Below are 14,933 nucleotides of genomic sequence, written 5' to 3' on the forward strand. Positions count from 1 at the left end.
ATGCGCCGAGTCCATGTCATCTTGCGCAGGCTGGTCCTGCTCGCCGCCTTCCTCGCCTGTGCATTGATGGCCTATGCTTTTGTTCGGCAACGACCTCAGGACCTACCCTGGACCGAACTCGACCTTTCGCAGCCAGTGGGCATGTTCACCGGTCGCAAGCTAGCCGCCCTCACCGATGAGCCGGACCGTTGCCGTGCATTGCTGGACAGGGCGGGGGTGCGGTATGCGCCGATGCCGCCCGGAGGTAGCGGCCAATGCCGTTATAGTGATGCGGTACGGCTGAAAAATCAGGAGGGAAGCGTTCTTTTGTCTCCCGCCTCAGTTGCGCCTTCCTGCCCGGTTGCTGCAGCGCTCAAGCTTTGGGAATGGCATGTCGTGCAGCCTTCGGCGCAAAAGACATTTGGACAGGCGGTCAAGTCCATCAACCATTTGGGCTCATACAGTTGCAGGCGGCTATACGGGCGCGCACAAGGCGATTTCAGCGAACATGCGACGGCTGACGCGATCGACATCAGCGGCTTCACCTTGCAGGACGGGCGAAGGATCAGCGTCGCGGGCGACTGGAATGGTGGCGGAAAAGACGCGGATTTCCTGCGCCTCGTTCGCAAAGGTGCCTGCCAATTCTTCGCGACCGTCCTGTCGCCGGACTATAACGCGGCGCATCATGACCATTTTCATCTGGATCAGGCGGAACGTGGAGCTTTTGGCTGGCGGGGATGCCGTTAGCGGTCCCTACTACTGTCCGAACCGGGCTTGGCGGGCAAGTTCGACTGCTTCGCGCGCCGCTGCGAGAAGCGCGCCGCTTTTTGCTTCGCATTCGCGCTGTTCATATTCAGGCGTGGAGTCAGCGACGATGCCAGCGCCGGCCTGAACATGCATTACGCCGTCCTTGAGCACGGCCGTGCGCAGGACGATGCAACTGTCCATATTGCCGTCCGGTCCGAAATAGCCGACGCCGCCTGCATAGGCGCCGCGAGTTTCCGGTTCCAGTTCGGCGATAATCTCGCAAGCACGCACCTTGGGCGCACCCGAGACAGTGCCTGCGGGGAAACCGGCGAAGAGGGCGTCGAGCGCATCCTTGTCCGGAGCCAGCCGACCGACCACATTCGATACAATGTGCATCACATGGCTGTAGAATTCGACCGTGTAGCTGTCAGTGACGGTCACGGATCCCGCGCTGGCGACGCGGCCTACATCATTGCGGCCAAGGTCCAGCAGCATCAGATGTTCGGCGCGCTCTTTCGGGTCGGCCAGCAGGCTTTCGCGATTGGCCGCATCCTCGACGGCGGTCTTGCCCCGGGGTCGGGTGCCCGCGATTGGCCGGATCGTCACCTCACCGTCACGCGCGCGCACCAATATTTCCGGGCTTGATCCGATCAGCGCGAAGCCTGGCAGGTCCAGATAATAGAGGAAGGGCGAGGGATTGATGCGACGGAGCGCGCGATACAGCGCGATCGGAGGCAGGGTGAAGGGACTGGTGAAACGCTGCGCGAGAACCACCTGAAATATGTCACCGGCGACAATATAGTCCTTCGCCTTCTCGACCATCTTCTTATAGCGGCCCGGCTCCAGCATGGGCGTGATCTCTATATCCGCGATTTCCGCAGGCGGCGGTAGGGAGGGCAGGGGCGCTGCCAGACGGGCTGCCGTCGCGTCGATGCGATCAAGGGCTTGTGTGATCGCCGTATCAGTATCGCTGAAACTGCCCTTCCACACCGGCGCGACCAGATAGAGCGCGTCGGCCAGACGATCGAAAACAAGGATGACCGTCGGCCGCACGAACAGCATGTCCGGCAGTTGGAGCGGATTGGCGGCGGGGCGGGGCAGCTTTTCCACCAAACCGACGGTTTCGTATCCGAAATACCCCACGAGGCATGCAAGCGCGGGAGGCAGCGCGGGGTCAAGCTCTGTCCGGCATTCAGTGACCAGCGTCCGCAACGCTTCCAGTGCGCCGGCCGCTTCTGGAACGAAGGCATCCCGATCGTTCGCCCAGTTGCGGTTGACCTCGGCCGATTGCCCCTGCGCCCGAAAAACCAGATCGGGCGCCAAGCCGATCAGGCTGTAGCGGCCGCGAACGGCGCCGCCTTCCACCGACTCCAGCAGGAAATCGCCACGGTCGGGTTCGAACAGCTTGAGCGCGGCCGAGATCGGTGTGTCGGTGTCCGCGATCTGGCGGCGCCAGACCAGCGCCGACTTGCCAGCGTTGAGGGCGTCGCGAGCAGCCCCGATTCCATCATTGCCCCCACGGGCGTCGCCGGCTCCCATATTATTGAGCGCCGCTATTGGTGCTGGTGAGCGCGCGTTCGACGTTCGCCACTGCCGAGGGGGTGCGCTTGACGCCAAGCTGCTTTTCCACGGCGCGTTCGAACTGCTGTCCATATTCCTGACCGACGACGTCGCTCAACTGGCCGCGAACCTGATCGAGCAAGGCGGTCTGGCCGCCTGCGTCGCCGCGTTTGATGCCGTTCAGTTGCACAACGAAATAGCCGCGGTCCTGCCCGACAGGCAGCGTCTTCACGCTGTTGGCGGCCATTGAGAAGAGGATGGCGACTTCGGCGGGCGGACGCTGACCTTCGCGCATGATGTCGGCCCGGCGGCCGCCAACCGTTTGCGGCGCGGGCAGGGGAATGCCCGCCTGCGCGACGGCATCGGCCAGCTTCATGCCCTTGGCGACTTTCGTGCGAATCTGTTCGGCCAGGGCCTTCGCCTTCGCATTGCCCTGCGTCAGCTTATACTGGGCCACGACAACCGGCTTTACCTTCGCCAGCGGCGGCGGCGCAGCCGCGCGTATTTCGGCGGGCGCGGCCAGAGCATAGCGCTGGTCCTCCTTGATGGGGATAAGCTGCGCGTCGTCGTCCTGGCTCATCTGGAAGACTGGCGCCAGCAAAGGCTGGACATCGACGGGAGCCTGGTAGGCCTGGTCTTCGGCCTGTTGGCCGGTGGAAAGCAGGAATGGAGTGGTTTCCAGCTTCAGCCCATTGTCCTTGACCACTTCCTCGAAGCTGCCGCCATCCGCGATCTGATCCTCGATCTTGCCGGTGAATTCATTGAGCAGCCGCTTCTGCTTCTGAGTGCGAAGCGTCGCGGTGATCTCATCCCGAACGGCCGGGAGGGCACGCGCCGGTATCGTCTTGATGGAGGACACACGCAAGATTACCCATCCGAGCGATCCGCGCACCGGCCCAACGAGTTCGCCCTGCCTGGCGGCGAAACCGGCATTTGCAACCGCGGCTGAGGAAGAAGTCGTCAGGCTCTCTCGGCTCTGATCCGCCAGGGTCGAAACGGCAAGGCCTGCGTCCTGCGCGGCGGCGGCGAGAGACGCCCCGCCCTTCACCTTTTCGGCGATCGCCTTCGCGGCAGCCTCTGTCGGCAGGATGAGTTGCTCGAAGCTGCGGTTTTCCTTTGCGGCATAGCTGGCCTTGTTCTGATTGTAGGCCGCCAGGATTTCGGCATCGGTCGGCTGGGCGGCCTGTGCGAAGCGCTCGCTGTCGATCACCGCATAGCGGATGCGGCGCTGTTCCGGGATGGTGAAGCGTGCCGCATTGCTCCGGTAATACTCACTCAACTGGGCGTCGGAGGGGCCCTTGATATCCGTAAACGCGGTGGCGGGGATGGCCGCGATCGTACCTTGGCGCGCTTCCAGCAGGAGCGAGGCATAAGGGAGGATGATGCTGTCAGGCAGCTTTACCCCGAGGCCCAGCGGCGCGAGCATGTGCCGTTCCAATATCTCGCGGGTGATATCCTCGCGCAGCGCCTGTTCGGTGATGCGTTCGCGCAGCAGGAGTTGGCGGAAATTTTCCTGGCTGAACGCACCCGCTGCATCCTGGAACGCCGGGATTCGGGCGATCTGGGCATCGACAAGGCGTTTCGAGATGTGAATGTCCTGGTCTTCGGCATATTCCTTCAACGTCATCGCGGCGACCAGCTGGTCGTAAATCTGGCCAGCGGCGCCCTGCGCCAGGAATTCGCTGATCTGCAATCCGGGATTGGCGCGACGGGCGTTTTCAAAGACGCGTTGCACCCGTTCCTGGAGCTGCGTCTGCGTCAGGCGCGTGCCGCCTGCCTTCGCTACAGTTTCGCCGCCGCCGCCGAGCGAGGATCCAAACTGCCCGCTGCTAAGGTCGCCCAGGATGAACGCCGCCGCTATGACGCCTAGGAAAAGGAGCGCGAACAGCGCGCCGAATTTCGAATGGATGAAGCGGCGGAAGTTGGAAAGCATGAATGAAGTCCAGAATTGAAAGACTTTTACGGTGGCCCGCTTTAGGGGCGGATCGTCGCGGCGGCAAGTGTGGCATGGCTGGACAAATGGCCGGCTCTTGTCCATCCGCCTTGGCGAGGCTGGCCCGCGCGGCTGGCGGCATGGATTGATAACTGAAGAGGTATGGGATCGATGGGCAGGCGCAAGCTGGTGGTCGGCAACTGGAAGATGAACGGCCTTCGTGCCCAGCTGGGTGAGGTCGAGGCGATCGGCGCGGTTGCGGCGGAACATCCTTCTGCCGAGGTAGGCCTTTGCCTGCCCGCCACCCTGATCGCATCGGCGCAGACGGTGAGCGGCGCGGCGTTCGTCGGCGCGCAGGACTGCCATATGAAGGACAGCGGCGCTCACACCGGCTGCCTGTCGGCGGCGATGCTGGCCGAAGCGGGCGCAAGCTGGACCATCGTGGGCCATAGCGAACGGCGGCAGGACCAGGGCGAGAGCGACGCCGATGTGGCGGCAAAGGCGCTGGCGGCGAAAGCCGCGGGCCTGAAGGTGATCCTGTGCGTCGGCGAGAGCCTGGACGTGCGCGACGCCGGTGACGCGGAAGCGGTCGTATCGGCGCAACTGCTGGCTTCGCTGCCGGAGGGCGCGGCGGCGGACTGGCTGGCGATCGCCTATGAACCGATCTGGGCGATCGGCACTGGCCGCATTCCGACGATGGAAGCGGTCGAGGCGATGCACCGGGCGCTGCGGACGGCGCTTGGCGAGCGGATCGGCGCAGGTGAGGCAGGGGGCATGCGAATCCTCTATGGCGGGTCGATGAACGGCGACAATGCCGCCGAATTGATGGCGATCGAGGATGTGGACGGCGGACTGGTGGGCGGCGCGAGCCTGACTGCGGCGAAGTTCGCGCCCGTCATCGCGGCTGCGGGTTAGTCTTTTCAATCGTTGGGGCTGCGCTGGGGCTTGTTTCTTCTGAAAGGGAGAGGGGGCTTCGACAGGCTCAGCCCGAACGGACTTTGGGCTGAGCGTCCGCGGACTACAGGCTCAGCCCCGAACGGACCACAGGCTCGCCGAACGGACCCGGCCACTCGACTGCTCGCCGGTTGCCCCCGTCGCCCATCGCCGCTATGGGCTGCCCAACGATCCCAATTCGGACAGATTCCTCGCATGTTCACTTTCATCCTCGTCGTGCAAGCCATTGTCGCGGCCCTGCTTGTCACCGTCATCCTGATGCAGAAGTCGGAAGGCGGCGGCCTGGGCGTGGGTGGCAGCCCGGCGGGGCTGATGTCGGCGCGTGGCGCGGCGGATTTCCTGACCCGGTCGACGAGCGTTCTGGCGGTCATATTCGTGTCGCTGTCGATCGTGCTGGCTGTGATCGCGTCGGTCCAGCATGCGCCGAGCGATATCGACACGTCTCTGGTCAATCAGGCGCCTGCCGCCCCCGCTGCCCCGGCTCCGGCCGCTGGCAGTGCCGATCCGCTGGCCGGTGCGGCTGGCGCGGCGAGCAATGGACAGGCAGCGAACGGTGCGGTCCCGCTCGCGAACTGATCCTTCTTTCTAAAATTTCCGAATCTTTTTTGCTCGCGCGTGGATTCGCGCGCTTGCCCAACTCGTTTGTAAAAGGCTAAGCCTCTCCTCCCATGGCGCGGTATATTTTCATCACCGGCGGCGTGGTCTCCTCGCTTGGCAAGGGCCTGATGGCCGCTTCGCTTGCAGCTTTGTTGCAGGCGCGAGGTTTCCGTGTGCGTATCCGGAAGTTCGATCCCTATCTCAACGTCGATCCGGGCACGATGAGCCCGTATCAGCATGGCGAAGTCTATGTGACCGACGACGGGGCGGAAACCGACCTCGACCTTGGCCATTATGAGCGGTTTACCGGCGTTTCGGCGCGTCAGTCGGACAATGTGACGCAGGGCCGCGTCTACCAGACGATCATCCAGCGCGAGCGGCGCGGCGATTATCTGGGCGCGACGGTGCAGGTGATCCCGCACGTCACCGATGAGATCAAGGCGTTCGCCATGGCCGAATCGGATGATCTGGATTTCGTGCTGTGCGAAATTGGCGGGACCGTCGGCGACATCGAATCGCTGCCCTTCATGGAGGCGATCCGGCAGCTGCATAATGATCTGGGCCGCGGCCAGTCGATCTTCGTGCATGTGACGCTGGTCCCCTACATTGCTGCGGCGGGCGAGCTTAAGACCAAGCCGACCCAGCATAGCGTGCGGGAATTGACGTCGCTGGGCATTCAGCCGGACATATTGCTGTGCCGATGCGAAAAGCCGCTGCCCGACAGCGAGCGGGCAAAGATCGCCCTGTTCTGCAACGTGCGCAAGGAAGCGGTGATCCCGGCTCTGGACGCCAGCAGCATCTACGCCGTGCCCGCGCAATATCATGCCGAAGGGCTGGACGACGAGGTGCTGCGCGCCTTTGGCATCCATGACGCGCCGACGCCCTCGCTCGACCGCTGGATCGACATCATGGATCGCCAGCAGAACCCGGAAGGCGAAGTGACGATCGGCGTCGTGGGCAAATATGTCGGCCTGCCCGATGCCTACAAATCGCTGTACGAGGCGCTGGCCCATGGCGGTTTCGCCAATCGGGTGAAGGTGAACGTCAAGTGGATCGACGCCGAGCTGTTTGAAAAAGGTGATGATGACGTCGCCGCTAGCCTGGAGCCGATGCACGGCATTCTGGTTCCGGGCGGGTTCGGCGTGCGCGGATCGGAAGGCAAGATCGCCAGCGTCAAATTCGCGCGCGAACGCAACGTCCCTTTCTTTGGCATCTGCCTTGGCATGCAGATGGCCTGCATCGAGGGCGCACGGAACACGGCGGGCATTGCCGAGGCATCCACCACCGAATTTGGCGAGACATCCGAACCGGTCGTCGGCCTGATTACCGAATGGATGAGCAAGGAAGGCTTGCAGAAGCGCACGAGCGAAACGGACCTGGGCGGCACGATGCGGCTGGGCGCCTATCCGGCCAAGCTGACCGGCAACAGCGTCGTCGCGGGCATATATGGCACGGGCGAGATCAGCGAGCGGCACCGGCATCGCTATGAAGTCAATGCGGGCTATCGCGAGCCGTTGGAAAAAGGCGGACTGATCTTTTCGGGCATGTCGCCGGACGGCACGCTGCCGGAGATTGTCGAGCGGCCGGACCATCCCTGGTTCGTGGGCGTGCAGTTCCACCCGGAATTGAAGTCCAAGCCCTTTGATCCGCATCCGTTGTTTGCGAGCTTTATTGAGGCGGCGGTGAAGCAGAGCCGGTTGGTTTGATTTAGGGGGCGATCCTGGCCGGCGTAGAAATCGTCGTCATGCCAGCGAAGGCTGGCATCCCAGAGAGCAGCCGCGACAGTGGCCCGCCACACCTCATCCCCTGACCGCCTGAGCCCCCAGCCTTCGCTGGGGTGACGTTAAGAGGAATAGGCCGCTCGCGGGCGCTATATTGTCATGTTTTTGCGGAAGACTCGGTTGAAACCCTCACCCAACCCTCTCCCGCAAGCGGGAGAGGGCTAACTTGGCGACCTATTCTCGACGTCCGATCCGACGTTCTTAACCCGCAGGCGTCAATTTCAACAGCCGCCCCTGCGACCCTTGCCCACCATCCTCCAGCAGCCAGAGCGCGCCGTCCGGGCCTTGCTCGACCTCGCGGATGCGGGCTTCCATGTCCCACTGGTCGGCCTTGGCTGCTGTATCGCCATTGAGTTTCACGCGGACGAGCGACTGACCCGACAGCCCGCCGAGGAACAGCGAATCCTTCCATTGCGGGAACATGTCGCCCGAATAATAGAGCAGGCCTGCCGGAGAGATGGCCGGGTCCCACCAGACTTTGGGGGCTTCGAACCCGTCATGGCCGTTGTGATCGGGGATCGGCTTGCCGTCATAATGGTCGCCGTTCGAGGCCTTGGGATAGCCATAGTTGAGGCCGGGCTTGATGAGGTTGATCTCGTCCCCGCCCTTTGGCCCCATTTCCTGTTCCCAAAGGCGGCCATCCTTGTCGAAGGCGATGCCCAGCAGATTGCGGTGGCCATAGGACCAGACGGCGGGGTGGAAGCCCTTTGCCGCGAGCGGGTTGCCTGCGGCGGGGGTGCCGTCGAGGTTGAGGCGGAGCACCTTGCCCAGCGTCACCTTTGGATCTTGCGCGGGGTCGAATTTCTGCCGTTCGCCATTGGTGAAGAAGAGATATTTGCCGTCGGGCGAGAAGGCGATGCGGCCGGAATAATGGCCGTTGCCATCGACATAGGGGGTGGCGCGGAAGATGGTTGTCACGCCGTCCAGCTGCGTTTCGCCATTGCTGGCCTGGTTAAAGACGCCTTTGGCGAGGGCGACGCCCTTGCCGCCGGAGCCTGCTTCGGAAAAGCTGAAATAAACGGTGCGGTTCTGGGCGAAGTTCGGGTCGAGAACTACATCCATGAGCGCGCCCTGACCCGCGCTATCCACTTTCGGCATGTTGCCGACCGGGATTTTCGTCCCGTTCTTTGGGTCGAAGAGGATCATCTCGCCCGCTTTTTCCGTGATGAGCGCGCGGCCGTCTGGCAGGAAAGTCATGGCCCAGGGCGAATCGAAATCCGCGATGACGGAGGTTTTGAAGGGCCGGTCGCCGGCGACGGCGGCGTTCTGGCTTTCCGCATCGTCCGCGGAGCAGGCGGCCAGAGCGAGGCCGAAGACGGTGGCGACCATAGCGCGCATTCTTTTCTCCATCCGGGCCGGATATGGCGGGCCCCATCCTGTTGAGTCTGTCCTACAAACCTTACTGACGAATAATGTTGCAGCTTTGCTCCATCGCGCATATATCGCGCTTGCTTCCTTACATCGTCAAACATGTCGGGGTCGCGGGCGGGAACGCCTGCGGCGCGGAAGCTGCTTATCGAATGCTGGAGATTGCATGGCGGACATCGCCGAACTGACTGCGCTGATCGAACCGGAGGTGAAGGCTCTCGGCTTCGACCTCGTGCGCGTGAAGCTGTTCGGGTCGGGTGACGAATATACGCTTCAGATCATGGCGGAAAATCCGGCGACAAAGCAGCTGGTCATCGAGGATTGCGCCGCGATCTCGCGCCGGCTGTCCGATGTGCTGGATGAAGCTGATCCGATCGAGGAAGCCTATCGCCTGGAAGTCAGCTCGCCGGGAATCGACAGGCCGCTGACCCGTGTCCACGACTTCATGGAGTGGGCCGGGCACGAAGCAAAGATCGCCACGACCGAGATCGTGGCGGGACGCAAGAGTTTTCGCGGAACGCTGAAGGGCGTTGAAGGCGACGATATCCAGTTCAAGGACAATAAGGCCGGGGAGGTCGTTATCCCCTTTTCGGCCGTGGGCGAGGCCAAGCTGGTGCTGACCGACGCTCTCATTTCTGCTACCATGCCGCTCTCTTCCGAGGGTGCGGACGAGTTTGACACCGAAGAATAAGGGTTCGACTGCCATGGCCAACGCCATTTCCGCCAACAAGGCCGAGCTGCTCGCGATTGCGAACAGCGTCGCCAGCGAAAAGATGATCGACAAGGCGATCGTCATCGAGGCGATGGAAGATGCGATCCAGCGCGCCGCCCGTGCACGCTACGGCGCTGAAAACGACATCCGCGCAAAGCTGGACCCCGACAGCGGCGACCTGCGCCTGTGGCGCGTTGTCGAAGTCGTCGAGGCGGTTGACGACTATTTCAAGCAGGTGGACCTCAAGCAGGCGCAGAAGCTGAAGAAGGACGCCGTTGTCGGCGACTTCATCGTCGATCCGCTGCCCCCGATCGACCTGGGTCGCATCGATGCGCAGTCGGCCAAGCAGGTGATCTTCCAGAAGGTCCGCGATGCCGAGCGCGAGCGCCAGCATGAGGAATTCAAGGACCGCGTGGGTGAAATCATCACCGGCGTCGTGAAGTCCGTCGAGTTCGGCCATGTCGTCGTAAACCTGGGCCGCGCCGAGGGCGTCATCCGCCGCGACCAGCAGATCCCGCGTGAAGTCGTCCGCGTCGGCGACCGCATCCGTTCGGTCATCCTGAACGTCCGCCGCGAAAATCGCGGCCCGCAGATTTTCCTGAGCCGCGCGCATCCCGAATTCATGAAGAAGCTGTTCGCGCAGGAAGTGCCCGAAATCTACGACGGCGTGATCGAGATCAAGGCCGCCGCCCGTGATCCGGGCAGCCGCGCCAAGATCGGCGTCATCAGCCGGGACAGCAGCATCGACCCCGTCGGCGCCTGCGTCGGCATGAAGGGCAGCCGCGTGCAGGCCGTCGTGCAGGAAATGCAGGGCGAGAAGATCGACATCATTCCCTGGAGCGAGGATACCGCGACCTTCGTCGTCAACGCGCTCCAGCCCGCGCAGGTCGCCCGCGTCGTCATCGACGAGGAAGAAGAGCGCATCGAAGTCGTCGTTCCCGACGATCAGCTGTCGCTCGCCATCGGTCGTCGCGGCCAGAATGTCCGTCTCGCCAGCCAACTGACGGGCAAGGCGATCGACATCATGACCGAGGCCGACGCATCCGAGAAGCGGCAGAAGGAATTTGTCACCCGCTCCGAACTGTTCCAGAACGAGCTGGACGTCGATGAGACGCTGTCGCAGCTGCTGGTGGCCGAAGGCTTTGGCGAGCTGGAAGAAGTCGCCTATGTCGGCGTCGAGGAACTGGCCGCGATCGAAGGGTTCGACGAGGATCTGGCCGCCGAGCTGCAAAGTCGCGCGCAGGAAGCGCTGGACCGCCGCGAGGCTGCCGCCCGCGAGGAACGGCGCGCGCTGGGCGTCGAGGATGCGCTGGCCGACATGCCGCACCTGAACGAAGCGATGCTGGTGACGCTGGGCAAGGCGGGCATCAAGACGCTCGACGACCTGGCCGACCTTGCTACCGACGAACTGGTCGCCAAGAAGCGCGTCGATCAGCGCCGCCGCCGCAGCGAAACCACCGAAGACAAGGGTGGCGTGCTGGCCGAATATGGCCTGAGCGAAGAGCAGGGCAATGAGATCATCATGGCCGCGCGCGCCCATTGGTTCGAGGGTGAGGAAGCCTAAAGCAACATGCCCTTTGTCGATATCCGTCTGGCCGGAAACGCCACCCGTGAGCAGAAGGCGGCCATCGTCGCCGACGTGACCCAGTCGCTTGTCGAGCGGCTGGGGAAGTCGCCTGCTGCCGTGCAGGTGGTGATTTCCGAAGTTTCGACGGAAAATTATGGGTCTGGCGGCCTGTTGGTCGCCGATCGCGCGGCGCCGCCGCAAACCGGGGAGGACGCCAATGTTGCGGTCACTTCCCGATGAGAGGCTGACGCCTACATATAGCGCTGCTCCGTCAACGCCCCTTCCGTTCAGGACAGGGGCAGGGGACGGGCGCGATTTGGCAGCAATCGCCACCAGCTCTCCTCATGGGGAGAAGCGGCGATGACCGAACGCAAGTGCATTTTGTCGAGCGAAAGGGATGATCCCGATGCTCTGGTCCGGCTGGCGGTCGGGCCTGAGGGTCAGGTGCTGCCGGACGTCCGGGCCAAGGCTCCGGGCCGGGGCGCGTGGATAGGGGTTTCGCGCGCCGAACTGGAGCAGGCCCTTGCCAAGGGCAAGCTGAAGGGCGCGCTGGCACGGGCGTTCAAGACCGGCGAGTTGCAGATCCCGGACAACCTGCCCGATCTGATTGAGGAGGGCCTTCGCAGGGCGCTGCTTGACCGGCTGGGGCTGGAATCGCGCGCATCAATGCTGCTGACCGGTTCTGAAAAGATCGATGTCGCCTGCCGTAAGGGCGACGTTCGCCTGCTGCTTCATGCCAGCGATGCGGCCGCCGATGGCAACCGCAAGCTGGACCAGGCGCTGCGCGTCGGGCAAGAGGCGGAAGGCAGTGATTTGGCAGGTATCGTCTTGCCTGTGGACCGACAGGCCCTATCTATGGCAATGGGGCGCGACAACGTCGTCCATATCGCAGTGACCGACTCGCGTGCGGCGTCGCGTCTGCGTGCGGCCATAGGCCGCTTGGAAAGCTATCTGGGTTGCGCTACCGGGGCGCCAGTGCATGGGGAGCAGGACTCCGCCGGTGCATTGGGCGCCTGACGTAGCCTGTGGATGGCAGTATATTTGAATAAGGCGCCGACGGGCCTTGCCGGTCGGAACGAAGCGAAGGGTACAGTTCAGTCGTATGAGTGACAGCAAGGAAGACAAGCCGGTTCTGGGCCGCAAGCCGCTGGGCATCAAGCGGACCGTGGAATCCGGCCAGGTGCAGCAGCAGTTCAGCCATGGCCGCAAGAATACGGTCGTGGTTGAGGTGAAGCGGCGCCGCATCCTGGGCAAGCCCGGCGAGGCCGGTGGTGCGCCCGCATCTGCGCCGCAGGCTGATCCGACCCCGGCGCCTGTCGCCGCCACGCCAGCACCGCCGCCGCCGCGCGCGCCGCAGCCAGCCGCTCCGGCTCGCCCGGCGCCGCAGCAGAGCCTGATGTCGCGTCAGGAATTGCAGGCCAAGCTGCTGCGTGAGGCCGAGGAAGCCCGCATGACCGCGCTGGAAGATGCGCGCCGCCGTGAGGATGCGCAGCGTCTGGCCGCTATCGAAGAGGAAAAGCGCCGGGCCGAGGAAAATCGCGCCGCCGCCGAGACCGCCGATGCTGCGGCTACGCATCAGGTAGAGGAAGAGGCGAAGGCGCCTGCCACGCCGGCCGCCGAGCCCGCGCCTGCCGCGGTAGAGGAGCAGCCCGCGCCGCAAGCGGCCGAGGAACGTCCGGCCGCCGCGCCCGCCTCGGCTGCGCCGCCGCCGCGCCGCTTTACGCCGGTGACGCCGGTCAAGCGGCCTGAACCCGCCAAGCCCGAACGCGCCAAGCGTGGTGATGACAACCGCCGCCAGTCCGGCAAGCTGACCGTCACCCGCGCTCTGGCGGATGACGACAGCGCTCGCGCCCGTTCGCTCGCCGCGCTCAAGCGCGCTCGTGAAAAGGAGCGTCGCGCCCATTATTCGGGCGGCGCGCAGCAGCGTGAAAAGCAGGTCCGTGACGTCGTGGTGCCGGAAAGCATCACCGTGCAGGAACTTGCCAACCGCATGGCCGAAAAGGGCGCGGACCTGGTGAAGTCCCTGTTCAAGATGGGCACCGCCGTCACGCTCAATCAGCCGATCGATCAGGATACGGCGGAACTGCTGGTCGAAGAATTCGGCCATCGCATCCAGCGAGTGTCCGACGCTGACGTTGAAATTGGCATTGAAGGCGATGTTGACGCGCCCGAAACGCTGCAATCGCGTCCGCCGGTCGTCACGATCATGGGCCATGTCGATCATGGCAAGACGTCGCTGCTCGACGCGTTGCGCGGCACCAGCGTGGTGTCGGGCGAAAGCGGGGGTATCACGCAGCATATCGGCGCCTATCAGATCAAGACCAAGGGCGGTGACACGATCACCTTCCTTGATACGCCGGGCCATGAAGCCTTTTCGGAAATGCGCGCCCGTGGCGCCAACGTCACCGACATCGTCATCCTGGTGGTGGCGGCCGACGACGGTTTGATGCCGCAGACGATCGAGGCGATCAATCATACCAAGGCCGCTGGCGTGCCGATGATCGTGGCGATCAACAAGATCGACAAGCCCGAAGCCAATCCCCAGCGGGTGCGCGAGCGCCTGTTGGAGCATGAGGTTGTCGTCGAGGATATGGGCGGCGAAACGCAGGATGTCGAAGTGTCGGCGTTGAAGGGCACTGGCCTGGACACGCTGATCGAAAAGATCCTGCTTCAGTCCGAACTGCTCGAACTGACCGCCAATCCCGACCGCCCGGCCGAAGGCAATGTGGTTGAGGCGCAGCTGGACAAGGGCCGTGGTGCGGTCGCGACCGTGCTGGTGCGCAAGGGCACGCTGAAGGTCGGGGACACGTTCGTCATCGGCGCGGAAAGCGGCAAGGTGCGTGCGCTGATCAACGACAAGGGGCAGAATGTGAAGGTCGCAGGGCCTTCAACCCCGGTCGAGGTGCTGGGCCTGTCGGGCGTTCCGCTGGCCGGTGATCAGATGACCGTTGTCGAGAATGAGGCGCGCGCCCGTGAAGTCGCCGCCTATCGCCAGGAACAGGCGACGAAGAAGCGGACCACTTCGGCCCCGACGAGTTTCGAGCATATGTTCTCGGCGCTCAATACGACCATGATCGAATATCCGGTGGTGGTGAAGGGCGATGTGCAGGGTTCGGTCGAGGCCATCGTGTCGTCGCTGAACCGTATCTCAACCGACGAGATCAAGGTCCGCATCCTGCATTCGGGCGTTGGCGCGATTACCGAAAGCGACGTTACGCTGGCCGCTGCCAGCCGCGCGCCGCTGATCGGGTTCAACGTGCGTCCCAATGCCAAGGCGCGTCAGCTGGCGGAGCGCGAGAAGATTTCGCTGCGCTATTATGACGTGATCTACGACCTTCTGGAGGAAGTACGCGGCGAAATGGCCGGGCAGCTGGCTCCGGAGCGGATCGAGACGATCGTGGGCCGTGCGGAAGTGTTGCAGGTGTTCCCGGCGGGCAAGAAGGACAAGGCGGCTGGCCTGCTCGTCCTGGACGGCATCATCCGCAAGGGATTGTCGGCACGCCTTACCCGCGACGATGTCATCGTATCGCGTACCAACATCGCCTCGCTCCGCCGCTTCAAGGACGATGTGTCCGAAGTGCGCGCGGGTATGGAGTGCGGTGCGGTGTTGCAGGACACGAACGACATCAAGCCCGGCGATACGCTCGAACTGTTCGAGGTCGAAGAGCGCGCCCGGACGCTGTAATCAGGAAGTGCGTCGCCCCGGCGAAAGCTGGGGCTGCGCGCCTCCCTGGC

Annotated in this window: 12 protein-coding genes; 9 read left to right on the plus strand and 3 right to left on the minus strand. The window is 63.7% G+C overall.

Annotated elements, in window-relative coordinates:
- Complete coding sequence (locus K663_RS05630) at positions 1–726, plus strand: extensin-like domain-containing protein (protein WP_062115193.1); 726 nt, start codon at positions 1–3, stop codon at positions 724–726.
- A 9-nt stretch (positions 727–735) separates the two neighbouring features.
- Here K663_RS05630 and trpE read toward each other — a convergent pair whose 3' ends face one another.
- The gene (trpE, locus tag K663_RS05635; RefSeq protein WP_062115196.1) at positions 736–2,265 is read right to left on the minus strand and encodes an anthranilate synthase component I; all 1,530 of its coding nucleotides are present in this window, start codon (positions 2,263–2,265) and stop codon (positions 736–738) included.
- Between the two features lies 1 nt (position 2,266).
- A complete protein-coding gene (locus K663_RS05640; protein ID WP_062115199.1) occupies positions 2,267–4,219 on the minus strand; it encodes a peptidylprolyl isomerase in 1,953 nt (650 codons plus the stop codon).
- A 171-nt stretch (positions 4,220–4,390) separates the two neighbouring features.
- Here K663_RS05640 and tpiA point away from each other — a divergent pair, with 171 nt between their 5' ends.
- The 3 genes from tpiA (at position 4,391) to K663_RS05655 (ending at position 7,476) form a co-directional block, all read left to right on the plus strand.
- A complete protein-coding gene (gene tpiA / locus K663_RS05645; protein WP_062120407.1) occupies positions 4,391–5,134 on the plus strand; it encodes a triose-phosphate isomerase in 744 nt (247 codons plus the stop codon).
- 234 nt (positions 5,135–5,368) lie between these two features.
- The gene (gene secG, locus K663_RS05650) at positions 5,369–5,749 is read left to right on the plus strand and encodes a preprotein translocase subunit SecG (protein WP_062115202.1); all 381 of its coding nucleotides are present in this window, start codon (positions 5,369–5,371) and stop codon (positions 5,747–5,749) included.
- A gap of 92 nt (positions 5,750–5,841) precedes the next feature.
- On the plus strand, positions 5,842–7,476 hold the full coding sequence (locus K663_RS05655; RefSeq protein ID WP_062115206.1) for a CTP synthase: 1,635 nt from the start codon (positions 5,842–5,844) through the stop codon (positions 7,474–7,476).
- A gap of 276 nt (positions 7,477–7,752) precedes the next feature.
- Here K663_RS05655 and K663_RS05660 read toward each other — a convergent pair whose 3' ends face one another.
- Positions 7,753–8,889, minus strand: coding sequence for a PQQ-dependent sugar dehydrogenase (locus K663_RS05660; RefSeq protein WP_062115209.1), 1,137 nt, complete (start codon positions 8,887–8,889; stop codon positions 7,753–7,755).
- Positions 8,890–9,085: 196 nt separating this feature from the next.
- Here K663_RS05660 and rimP point away from each other — a divergent pair, with 196 nt between their 5' ends.
- The 5 genes from rimP to infB all read left to right on the plus strand — a co-directional run bounded on the left by rimP (position 9,086) and on the right by infB (position 14,883).
- Positions 9,086–9,610, plus strand: a complete 525-nt coding sequence (gene rimP / locus K663_RS05665; protein ID WP_062115212.1) for a ribosome maturation protein RimP — start codon at positions 9,086–9,088, stop codon at positions 9,608–9,610.
- Positions 9,611–9,623: 13 nt separating this feature from the next.
- Complete coding sequence (gene nusA / locus K663_RS05670; protein ID WP_062115215.1) at positions 9,624–11,195, plus strand: transcription termination factor NusA; 1,572 nt, start codon at positions 9,624–9,626, stop codon at positions 11,193–11,195.
- A 6-nt stretch (positions 11,196–11,201) separates the two neighbouring features.
- Complete coding sequence (locus K663_RS05675) at positions 11,202–11,438, plus strand: tautomerase family protein (RefSeq protein ID WP_062115218.1); 237 nt, start codon at positions 11,202–11,204, stop codon at positions 11,436–11,438.
- Between the two features lie 120 nt (positions 11,439–11,558).
- The gene (locus tag K663_RS05680; protein WP_062115220.1) at positions 11,559–12,215 is read left to right on the plus strand and encodes a DUF448 domain-containing protein; all 657 of its coding nucleotides are present in this window, start codon (positions 11,559–11,561) and stop codon (positions 12,213–12,215) included.
- Positions 12,216–12,300: 85 nt separating this feature from the next.
- The gene (gene infB / locus K663_RS05685) at positions 12,301–14,883 is read left to right on the plus strand and encodes a translation initiation factor IF-2 (protein ID WP_062115222.1); all 2,583 of its coding nucleotides are present in this window, start codon (positions 12,301–12,303) and stop codon (positions 14,881–14,883) included.
- Positions 14,884–14,933 lie beyond the last annotated feature (50 nt).

Origin of the sequence: Sphingobium sp. MI1205 (assembly GCF_001563285.1) — a bacterium.
GTDB lineage: Bacteria > Pseudomonadota > Alphaproteobacteria > Sphingomonadales > Sphingomonadaceae > Sphingobium.